Source organism: Archangium sp., from assembly GCF_036277355.1.
Lineage (GTDB): Bacteria > Myxococcota > Myxococcia > Myxococcales > Myxococcaceae > Archangium.
The window spans coordinates 1-18,388 of the sequence record NZ_DASUNC010000177.1 but is presented as its reverse complement, the minus strand read 5'-3'; the positions used below and the strand labels follow the sequence as shown (position 1 = coordinate 18,388).

At 70.6% G+C, this 18,388-nt stretch carries 17 protein-coding genes; 10 read left to right on the top strand and 7 right to left on the bottom strand.

The genetic code is table 11. The annotated features are described in order from the left end of the window. The first annotated feature begins 97 nt into the window (after positions 1 to 97). From VFZ09_RS44450 to VFZ09_RS44430, 5 genes are all read left to right on the top strand, one after another. The gene (locus VFZ09_RS44450; protein WP_329733906.1) at positions 98 to 703 is read left to right on the top strand and encodes a TetR/AcrR family transcriptional regulator; all 606 of its coding nucleotides are present in this window, start codon (positions 98 to 100) and stop codon (positions 701 to 703) included. Further along, entirely contained in the window at positions 700 to 1,944 is a 1,245-nt protein-coding gene (locus VFZ09_RS44445) for an MFS transporter (protein ID WP_329733905.1), read from the top strand. The genes VFZ09_RS44450 and VFZ09_RS44445 overlap by 4 nt, the downstream gene beginning before the upstream one ends. After that, positions 1,944 to 2,441 carry a pantetheine-phosphate adenylyltransferase gene (gene coaD / locus VFZ09_RS44440; protein ID WP_329733957.1) on the top strand — a complete coding sequence of 166 codons (498 nt, stop codon included), beginning with the start codon at positions 1,944 to 1,946 and terminating at the stop codon, positions 2,439 to 2,441. Before VFZ09_RS44445 ends, coaD begins: the two co-directional genes overlap by 1 nt. Further along, a complete protein-coding gene (locus VFZ09_RS44435) occupies positions 2,441 to 3,187 on the top strand; it encodes an MBL fold metallo-hydrolase (RefSeq protein ID WP_329733904.1) in 747 nt (248 codons plus the stop codon). The genes coaD and VFZ09_RS44435 overlap by 1 nt, the downstream gene beginning before the upstream one ends. A 195-nt stretch (positions 3,188 to 3,382) precedes the next feature. Continuing rightward, positions 3,383 to 5,074, top strand: a complete 1,692-nt coding sequence (locus VFZ09_RS44430) for a bifunctional UDP-sugar hydrolase/5'-nucleotidase (RefSeq protein ID WP_329733903.1) — start codon at positions 3,383 to 3,385, stop codon at positions 5,072 to 5,074. Between the two features lies 1 nt (position 5,075). Here VFZ09_RS44430 and VFZ09_RS44425 read toward each other — a convergent pair whose 3' ends face one another. Then, positions 5,076 to 5,846, bottom strand: a complete 771-nt coding sequence (locus tag VFZ09_RS44425) for a YdcF family protein (protein WP_329733902.1) — start codon at positions 5,844 to 5,846, stop codon at positions 5,076 to 5,078. A 7-nt stretch (positions 5,847 to 5,853) separates the two neighbouring features. Then, entirely contained in the window at positions 5,854 to 6,699 is an 846-nt protein-coding gene (locus tag VFZ09_RS44420; protein WP_329733901.1) for an NAD(+)/NADH kinase, read from the bottom strand. A gap of 101 nt (positions 6,700 to 6,800) precedes the next feature. On the opposite strand from VFZ09_RS44420, the gene VFZ09_RS44415 reads away from it, so the two are divergent. After that, positions 6,801 to 8,132, top strand: a complete 1,332-nt coding sequence (locus VFZ09_RS44415) for a replication-associated recombination protein A (RefSeq protein WP_329733900.1) — start codon at positions 6,801 to 6,803, stop codon at positions 8,130 to 8,132. A 20-nt stretch (positions 8,133 to 8,152) separates the two neighbouring features. Here VFZ09_RS44415 and VFZ09_RS44410 read toward each other — a convergent pair whose 3' ends face one another. The 3 genes from VFZ09_RS44410 to VFZ09_RS44400 form a co-directional block, all read right to left on the bottom strand. Next, a complete protein-coding gene (locus tag VFZ09_RS44410; protein ID WP_329733899.1) occupies positions 8,153 to 9,631 on the bottom strand; it encodes a sigma-54 dependent transcriptional regulator in 1,479 nt (492 codons plus the stop codon). Then, positions 9,628 to 11,187: an ATP-binding protein gene (locus VFZ09_RS44405; RefSeq protein WP_329733898.1), complete on the bottom strand. Its 1,560-nt coding sequence runs from the start codon at positions 11,185 to 11,187 to the stop codon at positions 9,628 to 9,630. The genes VFZ09_RS44410 and VFZ09_RS44405 overlap by 4 nt, the downstream gene beginning before the upstream one ends. 210 nt (positions 11,188 to 11,397) lie before the next feature. Continuing rightward, positions 11,398 to 12,312, bottom strand: a complete 915-nt coding sequence (locus tag VFZ09_RS44400; RefSeq protein WP_329733897.1) for a diguanylate cyclase — start codon at positions 12,310 to 12,312, stop codon at positions 11,398 to 11,400. Positions 12,313 to 12,494: 182 nt separating this feature from the next. Between VFZ09_RS44400 and VFZ09_RS44395 the strand changes: the two genes are divergently transcribed. Continuing rightward, positions 12,495 to 13,295: a glycosyltransferase family 2 protein gene (locus tag VFZ09_RS44395; RefSeq protein WP_329733896.1), complete on the top strand. Its 801-nt coding sequence runs from the start codon at positions 12,495 to 12,497 to the stop codon at positions 13,293 to 13,295. A gap of 4 nt (positions 13,296 to 13,299) precedes the next feature. Then, positions 13,300 to 14,172 carry a carbohydrate deacetylase gene (locus tag VFZ09_RS44390; RefSeq protein ID WP_329733895.1) on the top strand — a complete coding sequence of 291 codons (873 nt, stop codon included), beginning with the start codon at positions 13,300 to 13,302 and terminating at the stop codon, positions 14,170 to 14,172. On the opposite strand, the gene VFZ09_RS44385 is transcribed toward VFZ09_RS44390, so the two are convergent. Further along, complete coding sequence (locus VFZ09_RS44385) at positions 14,121 to 14,813, bottom strand: class I SAM-dependent methyltransferase (RefSeq protein ID WP_329733894.1); 693 nt, start codon at positions 14,811 to 14,813, stop codon at positions 14,121 to 14,123. The genes VFZ09_RS44390 and VFZ09_RS44385 overlap by 52 nt on opposite strands. Continuing rightward, positions 14,810 to 15,937, bottom strand: coding sequence for a mannosyltransferase family protein (locus VFZ09_RS44380; protein WP_329733893.1), 1,128 nt, complete (start codon positions 15,935 to 15,937; stop codon positions 14,810 to 14,812). The genes VFZ09_RS44385 and VFZ09_RS44380 overlap by 4 nt, the downstream gene beginning before the upstream one ends. 117 nt (positions 15,938 to 16,054) lie before the next feature. Here VFZ09_RS44380 and VFZ09_RS44375 point away from each other — a divergent pair, with 117 nt between their 5' ends. After that, positions 16,055 to 17,983, top strand: coding sequence for a CocE/NonD family hydrolase (locus VFZ09_RS44375; RefSeq protein WP_329733892.1), 1,929 nt, complete (start codon positions 16,055 to 16,057; stop codon positions 17,981 to 17,983). A 65-nt stretch (positions 17,984 to 18,048) separates the two neighbouring features. Further along, positions 18,049 to 18,388: PaaI family thioesterase (locus tag VFZ09_RS44370; protein WP_329733891.1), on the top strand; the 340-nt coding region annotated here is incomplete at its 3' end.

Genomic DNA, 18,388 nt, shown 5'->3' with positions numbered 1-18,388 from the left:
CGCGGCCCGGCCCACGGGCGTTGACCCCCAGTCCCGGTTGACGCCGTGGGTCCACGGGCTTATAAGTTGGTTAACCAACCTAGAAATGGAGCCGCGGATGGCCCGCCCATCGAACACGGAGGAGCGCCGGCAGCAGATCGTCGAGGGGCTGCTGCGCGTCATGGCCGAGCGCGGCTACGAGCGAGCGTCCATCGCGGAGATCGCCAGGGCGGCGGGGCTCAGCCCGGGGCTGGTGCACTACCACTTCACGGAGAAGCAGGAGATCCTCCTGACGCTGGTGGAGCAGCTCGCGGGGCGCGTGCGCGAGCGGGTGAAGACGCGGCTGGAGCGGGTGAAGGGCGGAGCCCGGGCCCAGGTGGACGCGTTCCTCGACGCCTTCCTGGCCACGGGAGAGGACGCGGACCCCTCCTCGGTGGCCGCGTGGGTGACCATCAGCGCCGAGGCCGTGCGGCAGCCGGAGGTGCGCGCGGCGTACGAGAAGGTGGTGCGCGCGGACCTCGCGCTCCTGGAGGAGCTGGTGGGCGCGGTCATCGGCCGCCGGAGGGCGCGGGCGGTGGCGGCGGGCCTCTTCGCGGCGGTGCAGGGCTACTTCGTCCTCTCGACGGCGGCACCGGGCCTCACGCCTCCGGGCTCCGCCGCGGGTACAGTGAAACGCATGGCCGCGGGGCTGCTCGACGCGGCGGAGTCCCCGGAGGGCACGTGAAGACCTCGCTGAATACCCCCATGAAGCTCGGGCTGCTCACGAGCCTCTACCTCTCGCAGGGCCTGCCCTTCGGCTTCTTCACCCAGACGCTGCCCGTGCTGCTGCGCAAGCAGGGCATGTCGCTGCCGGACATCGGCCTGGCCAACCTGCTCGCGCTGCCGTGGGCGCTCAAGTTCCTCTGGGCGCCGCTCATGGACCGGTACGGCTCGGAGCGCCTGGGCCGGCGGCGCGGCTACATCCTCCCGCTGCAGTTCCTCTCGGCGGCGCTGCTCCTGGGGCTCGCCCTTCCCGAGGGCACGGTGGGCATCCCCGTCCTCCTCGGGGCCGTGCTGCTCGTCAACCTGCTGGCGGCCACGCAGGACGTGGCCACGGACGGGCTCGCGGTGGAGTTGCTGGAGCGCCACGAGCGCGGCTGGGGCAACGGCATCCAGGTGGCCGGCTACCGCGTGGGAATGATTCTCGGCGGCGGGTTGATGCTCATCCTCATCGACACCCTGGGCTGGCGCGCCACCCTGCTGAGCATGGGCGCGATGCTGCTCGTGGCCACGGTGCCGGTGGCCCTGTTCCACGAGCCCCCCTCCCCCGCTTCCGGACACGAGGCCGTGCACCTCGGGCCCTGGCTCCGCGAGTCCCTGCTGTCCTGGGCGCGGCGTCCCGGCGCGGGCACGTGGCTCACCCTGCTCGCCCTCTTCAAGGCGGGCGAGCACCTGGCGACGGGCATGCTGCGCACCTTCCTCGTCGACACGGGGCTGGAGCTGGCCCAGGTGGGGTGGATGCTCGGCGTCGTGGGCTTCACCACGGGCCTGCTGGGCGCGCTCATCGGCGGGGCGCTCGTCAACCGGCTGGGACAGCGGCGCGCGCTGCTCATCTTCGGCATCCTGCAGGCGGCGGCGGTGCTCCTCTACGCCCTGGCCGCGCTCGGAGCCTCCGTGCCCGTGCTCGCCCTCGTCTGCGGCGTGGAACACCTGGCGAGCGGCATGGCCACCGCCACCCTCTTCACGGTGATGATGGACCAGTGCCGCCCGGAGCACGCCGCGTCCGACTACACGCTGCAGGCCTCGCTCGTGGTGCTCGCCACCGGCGCCGCCGCGGCCATCAGTGGCTTCAGCGCCCAGGCCTTCGGCTACGCGTGGCACTTCACGCTCTCGGCGGCCGTCTGCGCCCTGGCCGTCGTCTGGGTGGCCCTCACCTTCCATCCTCCCCGGACGCTCGAGCCCGGGGCTCACCCGGAGGTGTCGTGATGACCATCGCCGTCTACGCGGGCAGCTTCGATCCGGTGACCGCCGGCCACCTCTCCGTCGTCCGTCAGGCCGCGCGCCTCTTCGGCCATGTCGTGGTGGTGGTGGCCATCAACCCCGAGAAGCGCACCCTCCTCACCGTGGCCGAGCGCGTGGAGTTGCTGCGCGAGGTGGTGTCGCTCCACCCCAACGTCACCGTGGCCAGCACCGAGGGCCTCATCGTGGACTACGCGCGGGCCATCGGCGCCAGCGTGCTGCTGCGCGGGGTGCGCGGCGCCACGGATGCCCAGTTCGAGACGACGCTGGCCCAGGCCAACCGCGCGCTCGCCCCGGACCTGGCCACCCTCTTCCTCCCCGCCGAGTCCCACCTCGCCGAGGTGAGCAGCAGCCGCCTCAAGGAGAAGCTGGCGCGCGGCGAGGACGTCTCCGACTTCTGCCCGCCCGCCGTCGCGGCCAAGCTGCGCTCGCGGTTGCCTCCCCCCTCCCTCCGGAGCCCGTGATGAGCCTGTCCTTCGTCACCCTCGGCGTTGGCGATGCCTTCTCCGCGCTGCACTACTCCTCGTGTCTGGCGCTCGAAGCCGAGGGCCAGGTGCTGCTCATCGACTGCCCCCACCCCATCCGCAAGATGATGCGCGAGGCCAGCCTCTCCTCGGGCGTGGAGCTGGACGCGGACCGCGTGTCGGGCCTCGTCCTCACCCACCTGCACGCGGACCACAGCTCGGGCGTGGAGGGGCTCGGCTACTTCTCCTTCTTCGTCCTCAAACGGAAGTTGAAGCTGCTCGCCCACCCGGACGTGACGCGCCGGCTCTGGGAAGGCCACCTCGCCGCGGGCATGGAGGACCTCATCCGCAAGCCCGGCGGCGAGCCCCAGCGCCATGGCTTCGAGGACTACTTCGAGCCCCTCCCGCTCTCCACCCACGCCGCCGTGCGCTTCGGGCCCTTCTCCATCGAGAGCCGCCTCACGTACCACCACGTGCCCACCACGGCCCTGCGCATCCGCGCCGGGGGACGCTGCCTGGGCTACAGCGCCGATACCGCCTACGACGAGGGCCTCATCTCCTGGCTCTCCGAGGCGGACCTCGTGGTGCACGAGACGAACTACGGCGTGCACACGCCCTACGAGAAGCTGGCCGCGCTGCCCGCCGCCCAGCGCGCGAAGATGCGCCTCATCCACTACCCGGATGACTTCGACCTCGGGGCGAGCAACATCGAGCCGCTCGCGCAGGGGCGCCGCTACACCGTCTGAGCGCCGCTCCCCGAGCGAGCCGGCGTGCTCCATCTCCGTCCCCGTCCCCCACCCGTAGTGAAGCGCCTCCGAGGCCCGTGCCGCTTCCCGGGCGAGGAGGGAGACGCGCCTCGGCACACCGCGTCACGGGGAGGTCACGTGAAAGGATGCACAAGCGGGCCGGACATGGGACATTGGACTTCCAGACGAACACCCATGTCCCTCCCGTTCCGCCCGCCGAGCCCCCTGGCCACCCTGCTGGCCGCCCTGCTTCTCGCCGCTGGTTGCGCCTCGCTGCCCCGGAGCGCTCCCACGTCTCCCTCGGCCGCGGAGTCCGGACCCGCCGACACCACGGCCTCCGAGGCGGAGCAGGACGAGGAACCCACCGTCACGCTCACGCTGCTGCACGTCAACGACGTGTACCAGTTCACCCCGGTGGACTTCGGGGCCCGGGGCGGGCTGGGGCGGCTGTCCACGCTGCGCAAGCAGGTGCTCGCCGAGTCGCCGAACACGCTGTTCCTCATGGCCGGTGACACGCTGGGGCCCTCCGTGGAGTCCACCTTCCACAAGGGCAAGCAGATGATCGACGCGTGGAACGCGCTCGACCTGGACTTCGCGGTGCTGGGCAACCACGAGTTCGACTTCGGCCCGGACGTGCTGCGCCAGCGCATCCAGGAGTCCCGCTTCACCTGGCTGGGCGCCAACGTCATGGACAAGTCGACGGGCCGCACCTTCGCCGAGACCCCGCCCTTCGTCATCCGCGAGGTGGGCGGCGTGAAGGTGGGCATCTTCGGGGTGCTGCTGGGCAAGACGAAGTACAGCTCCAAGCCGGGGCCGGACGTGTACTTCACGGACACGTGCACCAAGGCGCGCGAGCTGGTGCCGCAGATGCGCAAGCAGGGCGCGCAGATCATCATCGGCCTCACGCACCTGTTCGTCGCCGAGGACAAGGTGCTCGCCCGCTGCGCCCCCATCGATCTCATCATCGGGGGCCACGAGCACGTGATGATGCAGGCGGTGTCCAACGGCACGCCCATCATCAAGATGTCCTCCGAGGCACGGGAGCTGGGGCGCGTCACCCTGCACGTGGGCACCCGGAGCGGCAAGCTCAAGAGCATGGACTTCGACGTGCTGCCGGTGACGCCCGAGGTGACGGAGGACCCCGCCTTCGCCCAGGCCATGCACGAGTACGACGCGATGATGGCCGAGCTGTCCCAGCCCGTGGGCCGCACCCAGGTGCCCCTGGATGCCCTCGAGGCCTCCAACCGCAGCCACGAGACGAACCTGGCCTCCTTCGTCGCGGACGCCTACCGCAAGGCCGCTGGCGCGGAGGTGGCGCTCATCAACGGGGGCTCCATCCGCTCGGACTCGGTGCTGAGGCCGGGCCCGCTCACCCGGCGCGACGTGCTGGCCATCCACCCCTACCCGGGCTCGGTGGTGAGCATCGAGGTGTCGGGCGCGGTGCTGCGCCAGGCGCTCGAGCACGGCGTCAGCCGCAGCGCCGAGGAGACGGACCCCGGCCGCTTCCCCCAGGTCTCCGGCATCCAGTACGCCTTCGACGTGTGCCGCCCCCCCGGCGACCGGATTGTCCGCGTCACCGTGAATGGCGAGCCGTTGGATGTGAAGCGCACGTACTCGCTCGCCACCAACTCGTACATGTCCGGCGGCGGTGACGGGTACACCATGTTCAAGGGCGCGAAGTACCGCGTCTCTCCGGACAAGGGCCGCACCACGCAGGACGTGCTGCGCGATGCCTTCGCCGCCGCCGAGTCCATCGCCCCCACCACCACCGGCCGCATCGAGCGGCTGCGCGGGGGCACCCGGGAGCTCGCCAGGAAGGACAACGGGGAGCACGAGGACAGCAAGCACGTGCTGGACTGCCCGAGCACGGTGAGCGCGCACCCGTAGCTCAGGCCCAGCCGCGCAGCCGGTAGACGAAGCGCCCGAAGAGCTCGCGCAGGGCGTCCGTCCCCGCCGACAGGTTGGAGGCCCGCGGCTGCCACCACGTCCCGTGCAGGTGCCAGTCGTGCGCGCGCACGTCCACCACCAGCGTGTCCGGCTTCACCCCCACCGCCTCGAAGGTGCCCAGCGCCCGCGGCATGTGCGCCGCGCTCGTCACCAGCACCAGCCGCTGCCAGCCCTTCTCCCGGATGAGGCGCTCGGACTCCACCGCGTTCTCCCGCGTGTTGCGGCTGCGCCCCTCCAGGACGATCCGCTCCGGCTCGATTCCCCACAGCCGCAGCTGCCGCGCCAGGATGTCCGCCTCCACCAGCGCCCCGGGCCGCGTGTCCAGCGTGCCTCCCGACAGCAGCACCTGGCGCGCCCTGCCCTGCCGCAGCAGCTCGTAGCCGCGGAGGATGCGCTCCACCGGGTGGGTGTACTCGGGCAGGCCCGAGCGCTCGGTGGCGTCCGCGTCCACCGCTCCGCCCAGCACGATGACGGCGTCGTAGACCGTGTCCGGCCGGTACGTGGACACCGCCCCCGCCTCCACCCACCGCTGCAGGCCATTGGCCGTGGGCTCGAGCGAGAAGACGTACACCACCAGCAGCCCCAGCCCCTGCAGCCCGGCCGCCAGCCGCGCCCGTCTCCGGCGCAGCAGCAGGCCCAGCAGCCCCAGCAGCAGGCCCCAGGAGAGCGGCGCGAGCAGCAGATCCAACACCTTCGACAGGAAGAGGAACACGCCCGCGCTACCGCTCGCCCCAGTGGAGCTTCTGCCGGAGGATGGTGAAGTAGCCCACGCGGGTGTTGCGCACCAGGTTCACCCGGTTGGGCGAGCGCACCACCTCGATGCTGTCGCCGCACTGCAGGCCGTGGCCCGTCTGCCCGTCCAGCGTGAGGAAGGTGTCCGCCGTCTCGCTGGCCAGGGTGACGCGGATGGTCCGGTCCGCCGGCACGATGATGGGGCGGTGGGTGAGCGCGTGCGAGCAGATGGGCGTGAGCACGGTGCAGTCCACCGAGGGGTGCACGATGGGCCCGCCCGCGGACAGCGAGTACGCGGTGGAGCCGGTGGGCGTTGACAGGATGACGCCGTCCGCCTTGTACGTGGCGATGGGCACGCCCTCGACGGACACCTCGTGGTCCGCGATGCGCGCCAGCGCGCCCTTGTTGATGACCACGTCGTTGAGGACCTCGTCCTGCACCAGCACCTTGCCGTCGCGCACCAGCCGCGAGCAGAGCTTCATCCGGGATTCCGTCTTGAAGCGGCCGGCGAGCACCTCGTCCAGCGAGAGGAACAGCTCCTCGACGGGGATTTCCGTCATGAAGCCCAGGCTGCCCAGGTTGACGCCGAGGATGGGCGTGGGGCGTCCGTCCAGCAGCCGGGCGGCGTGGATGAGGGTGCCGTCTCCGCCCAGCACCACCACCAGGTCCGCCCGGGTGGCCAGCTCGCGGTCGTCGATCCGGGGCCAGCCGAGCGTATGGGCCAGGAGCCGGTCTCCCAGCACCTCATGCGTGGGGTAGCGCTCCCGGATGCGAGCGGCCAGCTCCGCCGCTTCGGGCTTGTCCTTCTTGGCGACGAGCAACAGGGTCTGCACGATGGGTCCAGGTTCTAGTCCAGGCGGCCAGGGGAGCGCTGGACGAAATGGCCGCTTCGATGACCCTGTGACACGTGGGACCCGGACGCCAGGATTGCTCCATGGACCTCTTCGAGCATGCGAGCCAGAAGGACCAGGCCGCCCTCGCCCCCCTGGCCGAGCGGATGCGCCCCACCCGCCTGGAGGACTTCGTCGGGCAGGAGCACCTCACGGGCGAGGGCCGCTTCCTCCGCCGGGCCATCCAGCAGGACCAGGTGCCCTCGCTCATCCTCTGGGGCCCCCCGGGGACGGGCAAGACGACCCTGGCGTACGTCATCGCCCACTCCACCGGCTCCGCCTTCGAGTCCCTCTCCGCCGTGCTCTCCGGGGTGAAGGACATCCGCGAGACGGTGGCCCGCGCCCAGGAGCGCTGGAGGATGCACCGCCAGCGGACCCTCCTCTTCGTGGATGAGATCCACCGCTTCAACAAGGCGCAGCAGGACGCGCTGCTGCCCCACGTGGAGAAGGGCACCGTCACCCTCATCGGGGCCACCACGGAGAACCCCTCCTTCGAGGTGAACGCCGCGCTCCTGTCCCGCGCCCGTGTCGTCACCCTGCGCGGGCTGGAGGAGGAGGAACTGGTGGCGCTGCTACGCCGGGCGGTGGTGGACACCAGGGGCCTTGGCGGCCGGGTCCAGGTGGACGACGAGGCCCTCACCTTCATCGTCCAGGCCTCGGGAGGCGACGCGCGCCGGGCGCTCACCGCGCTGGAGGCGGCGGCCGCGCACGGGGGCAGCCGGGTGGACAAGGCCAGCGCCGAGGAGGCCCTGCAGCACAAGGCGCTCCTGTACGACAAGGCGGGCGAGGAGCACTACAACGTCATCAGCGCCTTCATCAAATCCATGAGGGGCTCGGACGTGGACGCGGCGCTCTACTGGATGACGCGCATGTTGGAGGCGGGCGAGGACCCCGTCTTCATCCTCCGGCGCATGGTCATCTTCGCCTCGGAGGACATCGGCAACGCGGACCCGCGGGCCCTGAGCGTGGCGGTGGACGCGCTCCGGGCCTTCGAGCTGGTGGGCCTGCCCGAGGGCACCCTGCCGCTCACCCAGGCGGTGACGTACCTGGCGCTGGCGCCCAAGTCGAACGCCGTGCTCACCGCGTACGCCGCGGCGCGCGCCGCCGTCACGGAAGGGGGGCCGCTGCCCGTGCCCCTGCACCTGCGCAACGCGCCCACGAAGCTGATGAAGTCGCTGGGGTACGGCGCCGGCTACAAGTACCCCCACAACTTCGAGGGCCACTACGTCCCCGAGGACTACCTCCCGGAGGCCCTGCGGGGCCGGCGCTTCTACCAGCCCACGCACAACGGCCTCGAGCGGGAGCTGGCCGAGCGCTACGAGGACATCCAACGCCAGCTCGCGGAGCGCTCCCGCGAGCCGGGGGAGGAAGGCTGAGGCTCCTCAGCCCTCGACACTCAGGAGGCGGCCTCGAGGGCGTCGTCGTCGACCTCTCCGTCCTTGCCGCGCTTCATGGAGCGCCCGGCCACCTCGTACTGCTTGAGCAGGCGGCGGAAGTTGGAGCGATCCACACCCGCGGCGCGCGCGGCGCTGGAGACGTTGTGGTTGTGCTTCTCGAGCAGCGCGGTGAGGTAGCGCCGCTCGAAGGCGCGCATGGCCAGCCGCTTCGCCTGGGCGTACGGCAGGTGCGCCAGGCTGAACACCTCCACCTGCGCTCCGGCCTGCGGCGCGTCCTGGAAGCCCGGCGGCAGGTCGTCGACGTCCAGCACCTCCTTCGAGGTGAGCACCACCGCGCGCTCGATGACGTTCTCCAGCTCGCGCACGTTGCCCGTCCACCGGTTGCAGGTGAGCGCCTCCATCGCGCGCGGCGTGAAGCCCGTCACCCGCTTGTCCACCTTCGCCGCGTACAGCTTGAGGAAGTGGTGCGCCAGCAGCGGCACGTCCTCGGGCCTGTCCCGCAGCGGCGGCAGGTCGATGGTGATGACGTTGAGCCGGTAGAACAGGTCCTCGCGGAACTTGCCCTGCTCCTTGGCGCGGTTCAGGTCCACGTGCGTGGCGGCGATGACGCGCACGTCCACCTTCACCGGCTCGTTGGCGCCCACGCGCTTGACCTCGCCCTCCTGCAGCACGCGCAACAGGCGCACCTGGGTGGCGGGAGGCACGTCGCCAATCTCGTCCAGGAAGATGGTGCCGCCGTCGGCCGCCTCGAAGAGGCCCTTCTTGTTGGACGTGGCCCCGGTGAAGCTGCCCTTCACGTGGCCGAACAGCTCGCTCTCCAGCAGCGTGTCCGACAGCGCCGAGCAGTTGACGGCCACGAAGGGCTTGTCCTTGCGCGCGCTGCGGTAGTGGATGGCCCGGGCCACCAGCTCCTTGCCCGTGCCGCTCTCGCCCTGCACGAGCACCGTGGCCGTCGAGTGGCTCACCGTCTCCACCAGCTTGAAGACGCCGCGCATCTGCGACGACTGGCCGATGAGCTCCTCGAACTGGTTGCGCGCGGTGAGCGCCTCCTCCAGCGCCCGCGCCCTGTCTCGCAGCGCCTTGCGCTCGGCGGCCTTGGCCACCGTCATGCTCACTTCGTCGATGTTCTCGAAGGGCTTGGTGAGGTAGTCGTACGCGCCCGCCTTCACCGCCTCCACCGCCGTCTCCACGGTGGCGAAGGCCGTCATCATGATGACCTCCACGTCCGGACGCGCTGCCTTGATTCCGCGCAGCAGGTCCATGCCGGACAGGTTGGGCATCTTGATGTCCAGGACGGCCACGTCGATGGACGGGTCCTTCGCCGCCGTCAGGCCTTCCACGGCGTCGTCGATGGAGACGACCTGGTAGTCCTCCCGCTTGAGGATGGACGTGACCGCCTTGAGGACGATCGGATCGTCATCCACGACCAGGATCTTGGCGCGCCTGGCGCCGGGGGCAGCAACTGGCTGTGGCGTCATGGCAACCTCTCGAGCTGCAGGGGAATGGGGATGTAGACGGTGAAGCGCGAGCCCTCACCCATCTGGGTGTCCACCTTGATGATGCCGCCGTGGTCCTCGACGATCCGGTAGGCGATCGACAGGCCCAGGCCGGTGCCCTGGCCGGGCGGCTTGGTGGTGAAGGACGGCTCGAAGATGTGCCCCAGGTAGCGCTCATCGATACCCGTGCCCGTGTCGGCGACGCGGAAGTAGCACCGGTCACCCTCCTTCCCCGTCTCCAGGGACAGCACGCCGCCCGAGGGGGGCAGCGCGTGCAGCCCGTTCTGCAGCAGGTTGAGCATCACCTGCGACAGCTGGCTCGGGTCTCCGAACAGCTCCGGCAGCTCCGGCGCCAGGCGCAGCTCCAGCTTCACCTTGGAGTACGCCTTGAGCTGGGCCCCGAAGAGCACCGCCGAGTCCTCCGCGCACTTGTTGAGCTGGAAGGTGCGGCGATCCTCCGTCCGGCTGTGGCGGCTGAACTTCAGCAGGCTCTCCACGATGCGCTTGCAGCGCAGCGCGCTCTCCTCGATGAGGTCCAACGACTCCATGTCGGAGGCGTTGCGGCCCTCGTCGCGCTTCATCAACTGCGCGAAGGCGAGGATGCCGCCCAGCGGGTTGTTGATTTCATGCGCCACGCCCCCGGCGAGCTGGCCCACCGCCGCCATCTTCTCCGTGTCGATGAGCCGGCGCGTCATCTCGCGCTCGTCGCTGATGTCCCGGTAGGAGCACACGGCACGCCCCTCGGTCGTCAGCGGGTAGGCCGCCATGGCGTAGGTGCGGCCCCGCTGGCTGATCTCCGCGCGCGCGCCCTTGCCGCTCTGCAGCGCCTCGGGCAGCGGGCAGCCCGGGCACGGCGTGTCCCGGTCGAACAGCAGCTGGTGGCACCGCGGCTCGGCGCCCTCCTCGGACAGCTCGGAGAGCGGCTCCCGGAGCCGGTCCCCCGACAGGTCCGTGTACGCCCGGTTGGCCCGGCGCACCCCGAAGTCCCGCCGCACCACCGCCAGCGGCGTCTCGATGGAGTCGAACGACAGCTCCCACTCGCGCTTGGCCTGGCTCAGCAGGTGCGTGCGCAACGCCACGCGCGTCTCCAACTCGGCGTTGAGCCGCCGCAACTCCTCGTTCTGCTGCTGCGTCACCCGCAACAGCCGCTCGTTCTCCGCCTGGAGCGCGTACTGCTCGAAGGCGCTCTTGACCGTCAGCACCAGATGGCTGTCGTTCCAAGGCTTGGAGATGAAACGGAAGATCTCCGACCGGTTGATGGCCTCCTCGATGGCCTGCTGATCGGCCTGCCCGGTGAGCATGATGCGCTGGGCCCGTGGCACCTGCGCCTTCACCCGGCTGAGGAACTCCACCCCGTTCATCCCCGGCATCCTGAAGTCGGAGATGACCACCTCGGGCGTGAAGCGTTCGAGGGCCTTGAGGCCCTCCTCCGCATCAGAGGCCGTCTCGATCTGCCAATCGCCGCGACGGAGCACCCGCCGGATGGACTTCAGGATGTATTCCTCGTCGTCCACCAGCAGCAGCCGACCGCGTGGCACCGCTCCCTGTGTCTGCGCCAGTTCCAGTGGCAACCTCGTCCTGGGTCCGAGACCCGAGCATTTGCAATGACGCTGCCAACGTCCGCCACCTCGCAAACCCCATGGATACCGGGTGCTTCCGCACCCGGGGCTTGCGACCACCCTGGGTCCCTCCATACCCCGACCCATGAATCGGGTCAATGTTGACCCACGCGGAGGATGGGGAGCGGGCTAGCGAGGGGTGAGCCGGTCGAAGGGAGAGGAGGCGACGTAGAGGCAGATGCGGTTCCGCCCCTCGTCCTTGGCGCGGTAGAGCGCCTGGTCGGCGGCGCGCACGAGCAGCTCCGCGCTGTTGACGGCGTGGTGCGGGAAGGTGGAGACGCCCAGCGAGGCGGTGACGCGCAGGGTGCGCCCGGGCCCGGTGTGCAGCTGGCCGAGCTCCCGCCAGACGCGCTCGGCCACGGTGAGGGCGCCGGCCAGCGGGGTGCGCGGCAGGAGGATGGCGAACTCCTCGCCTCCATAGCGGGCGAGCAGGTCCGTCTCGCGCACGCTGCGCTGGAGGGAGGCCGCCACGTCGCACAGGACGATGTCGCCCACCTGGTGGCCGTGCGTGTCGTTGAAGGCCTTGAAGTGGTCCAGGTCGATGAGGATGAGCGACAGCGTGTCGTCGTAGCGCTGGGCGCGGCGGAACTCCTCGCGCAGCCGCTCCTGGAAGTAGCGGTGGTTGTGGACGCCGGTGAGGCCGTCGGTGACGGACAGGCGCTCCAGCGAGGTGACGCGGGTGAGCAGCTCGTTGAGGCGCTGGCGCTCGCGCAGGCAGCGCTCCATGCGGGCCATCAGCTCATCGGGCTCCACCGGGGTGCGCACCACCTCGGCGCCCAGGCGCAGCACGGCCACGACGGCGGCGCGCTCCTCCGCGGGCACCAACGCGATGATGCCGGGGCCCGAGCCATCGTCGTCCCGGGCCATCAGGTGCTGCAGCAGCGCGCGCGAGGGCGCACCGGCGGGACCCAGGGCGAGGAGGACGAGATCCGTCTCCGCGAGGCGGCGTTGCGCCTCGGGACCGGCCGAGACCAGCCGGACGGAGTACCCCCCTTGCTCCAGTGTGCTTGCCAGCTCGGCCTGCCGTTCAGGCAGTTCGTCCACCAACAGAATGAGGCGCCTGTCTCCCACATCTATCCCCGAAACCAACCCAAGCGCTCACGCTACCACGGCCGAGCGAGGACTCGCGACCGTTGGATTGCGCTTGCCCTGCGATGTTTGATAGCCAGCCGCCCCAGTTCCGCTCCGCCGAGACTGCGACAGGGGCACATCGCCGAGGTCACATCGTGGGTCAATCTCCCAGCATCAGCCTCTTCTTTCCCGCCTGGAACGAGGAGGACTATGTGGAGCGCTCGGTGGCGCGCGCCATGGAGGTGCTCCCCCGGCTGACGGATGACTTCGAAATCATCGTCGTCAACGACGCCTCCACGGACCGCACCCAGGAGATTTGCGAGGAGATGGCCTCGCGCATCCCCCAGCTCCGGGTCATCACGCACCCGGTCAACCTGAAGCTGGGTGGGGCCATGCGCACGGGCCTGTCCGCGTCCACCAAGGACATCGTGGTGTACTCGGACATCGATCTGCCCTTCGACCTGAAGGAGCTGGAGCGGGCGCTGCACCTGATGAAGTACCTGGAGGCGGACATGATCTGCGCCTTCCGGTTCGACCGCACGAGCGAGGGGCCCAAGCGCATCGTGTACTCCTTCGCCTACAACCTGCTCATCCGGACGCTGTTCGGTGTGTACGTGAAGGACATCAACTTCAGCTTCAAGGTGATGCACCGGCGGGTGCTGGAGGCGGTGGAGCTCAACAGCCAGGGCTCCTTCATCGACGCGGAGCTGGTGGTGAAGGCCATCCACCAGGGCTTCAAGGTGTTCCAGATGGGGGTGGACTACTTCCCGCGCACGCGTGGCATCTCCACGCTGTCCTCGCCGGCCGTCATCGCGAAGATGGTGCGGGAGCTGGTGAAGCTGTACCCGGAGACGCGCCACCCGCAGGCGGCCAAGCGTCCGGTGCGGCTGCCGCCGTCGGTGGCCCCGCTGCATGGCTCGGCGCGCGAGCGCGACAAGGCGCGCGGCCACGGGTAGCGCGGTGGGACGGGCACGCACACGCCTCGTCGTCAACGCGGATGACCTGGGGCTGCACCCGGCCCTGGACGCGGGCATCTTCCGGGCGCACCGCGAGGGCATCGTCACCAGCGCGACCGTGCTGGTGAGCGGCCCGAGTGCGCCCCAGGCGGTGCCCGAGGCCCGGAAGCGCGGCCTGGCCCTGGGTGTCCACCTGGCCTTCTGCACCCGGCTGCCCCCGGCGGCGCCCGCCTCGCACGTGCCCACGGTGGCCCCGGAGGGACGCCTGCGCGGAAGCTGGGCGGACTTCGCGCGGGCCTGGCTCACCGGGCAGGTGCGCCGCGAGGAGCTGGAGCTGGAGCTGGCCGCGCAGGTGCGGCGCGCGCGGGAGCTGGGCGCGGAGGTGGACCACCTGGATGGCCACCAGCACCTGCACCTGCTGCCCGGCGTACGCCCCCTGGTGGAGGCCCTGGCACTGCGAGAAGGGCTGCCCCTGCGCTGGCCGGACCGGTTGCCGCGGCTGTCGTGGCTGCGGGCGCCCGGGCCGGCGGTGAAGACGTCGCTGCTGTCGCTGCTGGCCCGGAGCGCGCCGGGGCCACGGCCCGGAGTCCGGCGGGTGAGCGCGGGTGGCATCTTCGAGGCGGGCCAGCTCACCGAGTCCGCCCTGCTCTCGCTGCTGGAGTCACTGCCCCCGGGAGACTTCGAGCTGGGCTGCCATCCGGGCGAGGGCCGCCCTCACGTGCCGGAGGACCCGGCGTGGACGTACGGCTGGCAGTCCGAGCTGGACGCACTCACCAGCCCCCGGGTGCGGGCCCGGCTCGAGCAGCTCGGGGTGGAACTGACCACCTACGGCGCGCTGGGTGCCGCCCCGGCCTCGGCGGTGGCCTCCGCCACGTAGAGGATGTGGGGCGTGGAGTAGCCCGCGCCCAGCTCCACCGTCTCGCGCGGGGTGAAGCCGGCCTGGCGCAGCAGGGCCTCCATGGCCTCGCGCGGCTGGAGCACCAGCGCGCCCCCGGCCTTCGTCCGGCCGAGCAGCTTCACCATCACCACCTCCTGGGCGAGGCACTTGTAGTGCTTCCAGGAGCGGTCCCCCTCGGCCTCCTTCAGCAGCAGCCGCCCCCCGGGACGCAGCAGGCGCCGCGCCTCGCGCAGGAAGCCGGGCCAGCGCTCCACGGGGAGCAGGTAGAGGACGTCGCTCACCACCACCGCGTCGAACTGGCCGGGGAGCCGCTCGGCGAGCGCCTCCACGGTGCCCACCTCGGCGCGCACGTTGGGCAGACGGCCGGGTCCGCTCCGGGCCCACTCGATTTTGCGTGGGTCGGGATCGACCCCGTGCACGATGCGCCGGGAGTCACCGAGGGCCAGGAGGGCGGAGAGCAGGCCGTGCCCACATCCCACATCGGCCACCGTGCCACCTGCGGGCACGCGGGAGGCGACGGCCTCGAGCGGCGCGGAGAAGGCGCGGGCGTGCACGTGGAAGCGCTCGCTCAACGGGAGGTGGGAGAACAGCGCCAGGGCAGGAGCGAGTGGAGCGTTCACGAGATGTAGTGGTCCAGGCCGAAGGCGGCCGACAGGAGGACGAGCGACACGGCGCCCACGGCGAGGAGGCCCTGGCGCACACGCGGGTGGTCGCGCAGCAGCAGCGCGAGGGTGAGGAAGAGGGGGAAGGCGGAGATGAGGTAGCGCCCCATGCCCATGAAGTCCTTGGTGGTCAGCGTGGGGATGCCCACCAGCACGGCGCAGTACACGCCATAGCCCCACCCCAGCTTGCGGAAGGTGGGCCACACCAGCGCGAGCGCGCCCAGCGTCAACAGCGCGTGGAGGCACAGCCGCGAGACGGTCTCCGCGTTGGAGTCCGGAGAGAAGACGGTCTTGAACCAGGACAGCTTCAGCAAGGAGCGCCAGCCGGGCTCCTGTCCCCACCCGACCTGGGCCTCGGCGAAGGCGAAGGGCGCGCCGAACTGCTTGTCCAGGTAGAGCATGTAGAGCAGGAAGCCGAGCGCGGACAGCACGGGCAGGAAGTCGAGCGCGGTCCAGCGCTCTCCCCGCTCACGCTTCCACTCGAGCCGGCGAGCGAGCAGGCCGAGCACCACCGCGGGCGCCACGGGCCGCGCCGCTGTCGCCACCGCGCCGAGCAGCACGGCCAGCCCCAGGTGTCCCTTCTCCAGCAGGAGGAAGGCGCCCACCACCAGCAGGAGGAAGAGCGCGTCGGAGTACATCACCCCGTAGAGGAAGAAGGTGAAGGGGTAGAGGGCGAGCAGCAGCGAGGCCTGGAGCGCGAGGGGCTCTTCCGCCCGGAAGCGCGCCCAGCGCAGGAAGAGGAGGATGGCCAGCGGTCCACACAACAGCGTGACGAGCACCCCGGCCTGGTACACGTCCGGGCCGAGCGCCTGGACGGCGCGGATGGCCAGCGGGTAGAGCGGGAAGAAGGCCACGGAGCTCTGCTCGCCGGGCGTGAAGCTGTAGCCCTCCTGGGCGATGCGCATGTACCAGCTGGAGTCCCAGCCCACCCAACCCATGACGACGTACTCGTCGAGCCGCACCACGGGGGCCTGGGGATTCTTGTGGTGGAAGCGCCAGGCGGCGAGCCCCCCCGACACGGCACAGGCCAGGACGGCCGCCAGGATGACGAGGGCCAGGGTGCGGGACGCGGAGCGAGGCATGCGGCGCAGGCATCGTCCAGAAAGGCGCCGGGGTCAAGGACCCCACGCGCACGAAACGGCGCTTTCCGCCTCGTGCCCCTTCACCGAAGATGCCCGCCTTCCCCAGCAGGAGAATGCATGCACCGCATGTTCCGCAGCCTCATGGTGCTCGTGCTCGTGGCGCTCGCCGGTCCCGCGAGGGCCCAGGCCGCGAAGCCCCAGCCGCCCAACGCCGCATCCGAGCGCGCCGACTACATCCGCTCGCACTACACCAAGTTCGAGTACCGCGTCCCCACGCGTGACGGGACGAGGCTCTTCACGTCCGTCTACGTCCCCAACGACGCGAGCCCCACCAGGCGCTACCCCATCCTGCTCACGCGCACGCCCTACTCGGTGGCGCCGTACGGACAGGACCGGTACCCCCGTGGGCTCGGGCCCACCGCCGAGTACGAGAAGCAGGGCTTCATCTTCGCCTTCCAGGACGTGCGTGGCCGCAACATGTCCGAGGGCGAGTTCATCAACGTGCGCCCGCACCTGGCGAAGAAGAGCGGGCCCAAGGACATCGACGAGAGCACCGACACGTACGACACCATCGAGTGGCTGGTGAAGAACGTGCCGGGCAACAACGGCCGCGTGGGCCAGTGGGGCATCTCGTATCCCGGCTTCTACACGTCGGCGGGCGCCATCGACTCGCACCCGGCGCTCAAGGCCGTGTCGCCGCAGGCCCCCATCGCCGACTGGTTCTGGGACGACATGCACCGGCATGGCGCCTTCAACCTGGCGCTGGCGTTCAACTTCTTCTCGGGGTTCGGCAAGCCCCGGCCGCAGCCCATCGCCAAGGAGAACTGGGACCACTTCGAGCACGGCACGCCGGACGGCTACCAGTTCTTCCTCGACCTGGGCCCGCTGTCCAACGCGAACACGCGCCACTTCAAGGGCGACATCTCCTTCTGGCAGGACATCGTCGCGCACCCCAACTACGACGCCTTCTGGCAGGCGCGGAACCTCCTGCCGCACCTGAAGAACATCAAGGCCGCGGTGATGGTGGTGGGCGGCTGGTACGACACCGAGGACCTGTACGGCCCGCTGCGCACGTACGCCGCCATCGAGAAGCAGAACCCCGGCATCTCCAACACGCTCGTCATGGGCCCGTGGCCGCACGGCGGGTGGACGCGCGGGGACAGCACGGGGCTGGGCGACGTGGACTTCGGCTTCCGCACGAGCGCGCTCTACCAGGAGCTGGAGCTCGCCTTCTTCAAGTACCACCTCAAGGGGGGCGACAAGCCGGAGCTGCCCGAGGCCCTGGTGTTCGAGACGGGCGCCAACCGCTGGCGGCGCTTCGACACGTGGCCGCCCAAGGGCGTGCGCGAGGCGAAGCTCTACTTCCAACCCAAAGGCGGCCTCTCCTACACCGCGCCCGCGTCCGCCGAGGAGTCCTTCGACGAGTACGTGAGTGACCCCAACAAGCCCGTGCCCTACACCACGGAGCTGACGACGGGCTGGGCCAGGAACTACATGACGGAGGACCAGCGCTTCGCCTCGCGCCGGCCGGACGTGCTCGTGTACCAGACGGAGCCGCTGGAGAAGGACCTGACGTTCGCGGGCCCGCTGGAGGCCGAGCTGTGGGTGTCCACCACGGGCACCGACGCGGACTGGGTGGTGAAGCTCGTGGACGTCAACCCGGGCAAGATGCCGGGCCCCATGTGGGGCGAGCCGGAGGAAGGCCGGAGGGACCGTGGCGGCCAGCAGACGCTGGTGCGCGGCGAGCCGTTCCGCGGCCGCTTCCGTGACAGCTACAGCGAGCCCAAGCCCTTCAAGCCGGGCGAGGTGACGAAGGTGCGCTTCGTCATCAACGACGTCTTCCACACCTTCCAGCGCGGGCACCGGGTGATGATCCAGGTGCAGTCGAGCTGGTTCCCCTTCATCGACCGGAACCCGCAGACCTTCGTGCCCAACATCTTCGAGGCCGCCGAGTCGGACTTCCGGCCCGCCACCATCCGCGTGTACCGTGAGCCGGGCCGGGCGTCGCACGTGAGCGTGCCGGTGGTCAGCGCGCCGGCGCCTTGAGCCACCCTTACCACGACGCCGCGCGTCCCTCGAGCCCCAACCCCGAAGACCCCGAGCCCCGACCCATGACCGACGACGCCCCCGCCCTCCAGGACTTCTACCCCGAAGACGTCGCCCACTGCTATGGGTGCGGGCGCCTCAACGACGCCGGCCTGCGGCTGCGCACGCGCTGGGACGGCGACGAGACCGTGACCCGCTTCACCCCGGCTCCGTACCACACCGCAATCCCCGGCAGCGTGTACGGCGGGCTGGTGGCCTCGCTCCTGGATTGCGCCGGCACCGGGAGCGCGTCGGCGGCGGCGCTGCGCGCCGAAGGCAGGCAGATCGGGGACGGCCCCTCCCCCCGCTTCGTCACCGCGGCGCTCAAGGTGGACTTCCTCAAGCCCACGCCCCTCGGACCGGAGC

Excerpts from the sequence above, each read along its gene's own strand:
- VFZ09_RS44450 (WP_329733906.1), top strand. The coding sequence starts at position 98 with ATGGCCCGCCCATCGAACACGGAGGAGCGCCGGCAGCAGATCGTCGAG.
- coaD (WP_329733957.1), top strand. The coding sequence starts at position 1,944 with ATGACCATCGCCGTCTACGCGGGCAGCTTCGATCCGGTGACCGCCGGC.
- VFZ09_RS44435 (WP_329733904.1), top strand. The coding sequence starts at position 2,441 with ATGAGCCTGTCCTTCGTCACCCTCGGCGTTGGCGATGCCTTCTCCGCG.
- VFZ09_RS44430 (WP_329733903.1), top strand. The coding sequence starts at position 3,383 with ATGTCCCTCCCGTTCCGCCCGCCGAGCCCCCTGGCCACCCTGCTGGCC.
- VFZ09_RS44415 (WP_329733900.1), top strand. The coding sequence starts at position 6,801 with ATGGACCTCTTCGAGCATGCGAGCCAGAAGGACCAGGCCGCCCTCGCC.
- VFZ09_RS44410 (WP_329733899.1), bottom strand. The coding sequence starts at position 9,631 with ATGACGCCACAGCCAGTTGCTGCCCCCGGCGCCAGGCGCGCCAAGATC.
- VFZ09_RS44380 (WP_329733893.1), bottom strand. The coding sequence starts at position 15,937 with ATGCCTCGCTCCGCGTCCCGCACCCTGGCCCTCGTCATCCTGGCGGCC.
- VFZ09_RS44375 (WP_329733892.1), top strand. The coding sequence starts at position 16,055 with ATGCACCGCATGTTCCGCAGCCTCATGGTGCTCGTGCTCGTGGCGCTC.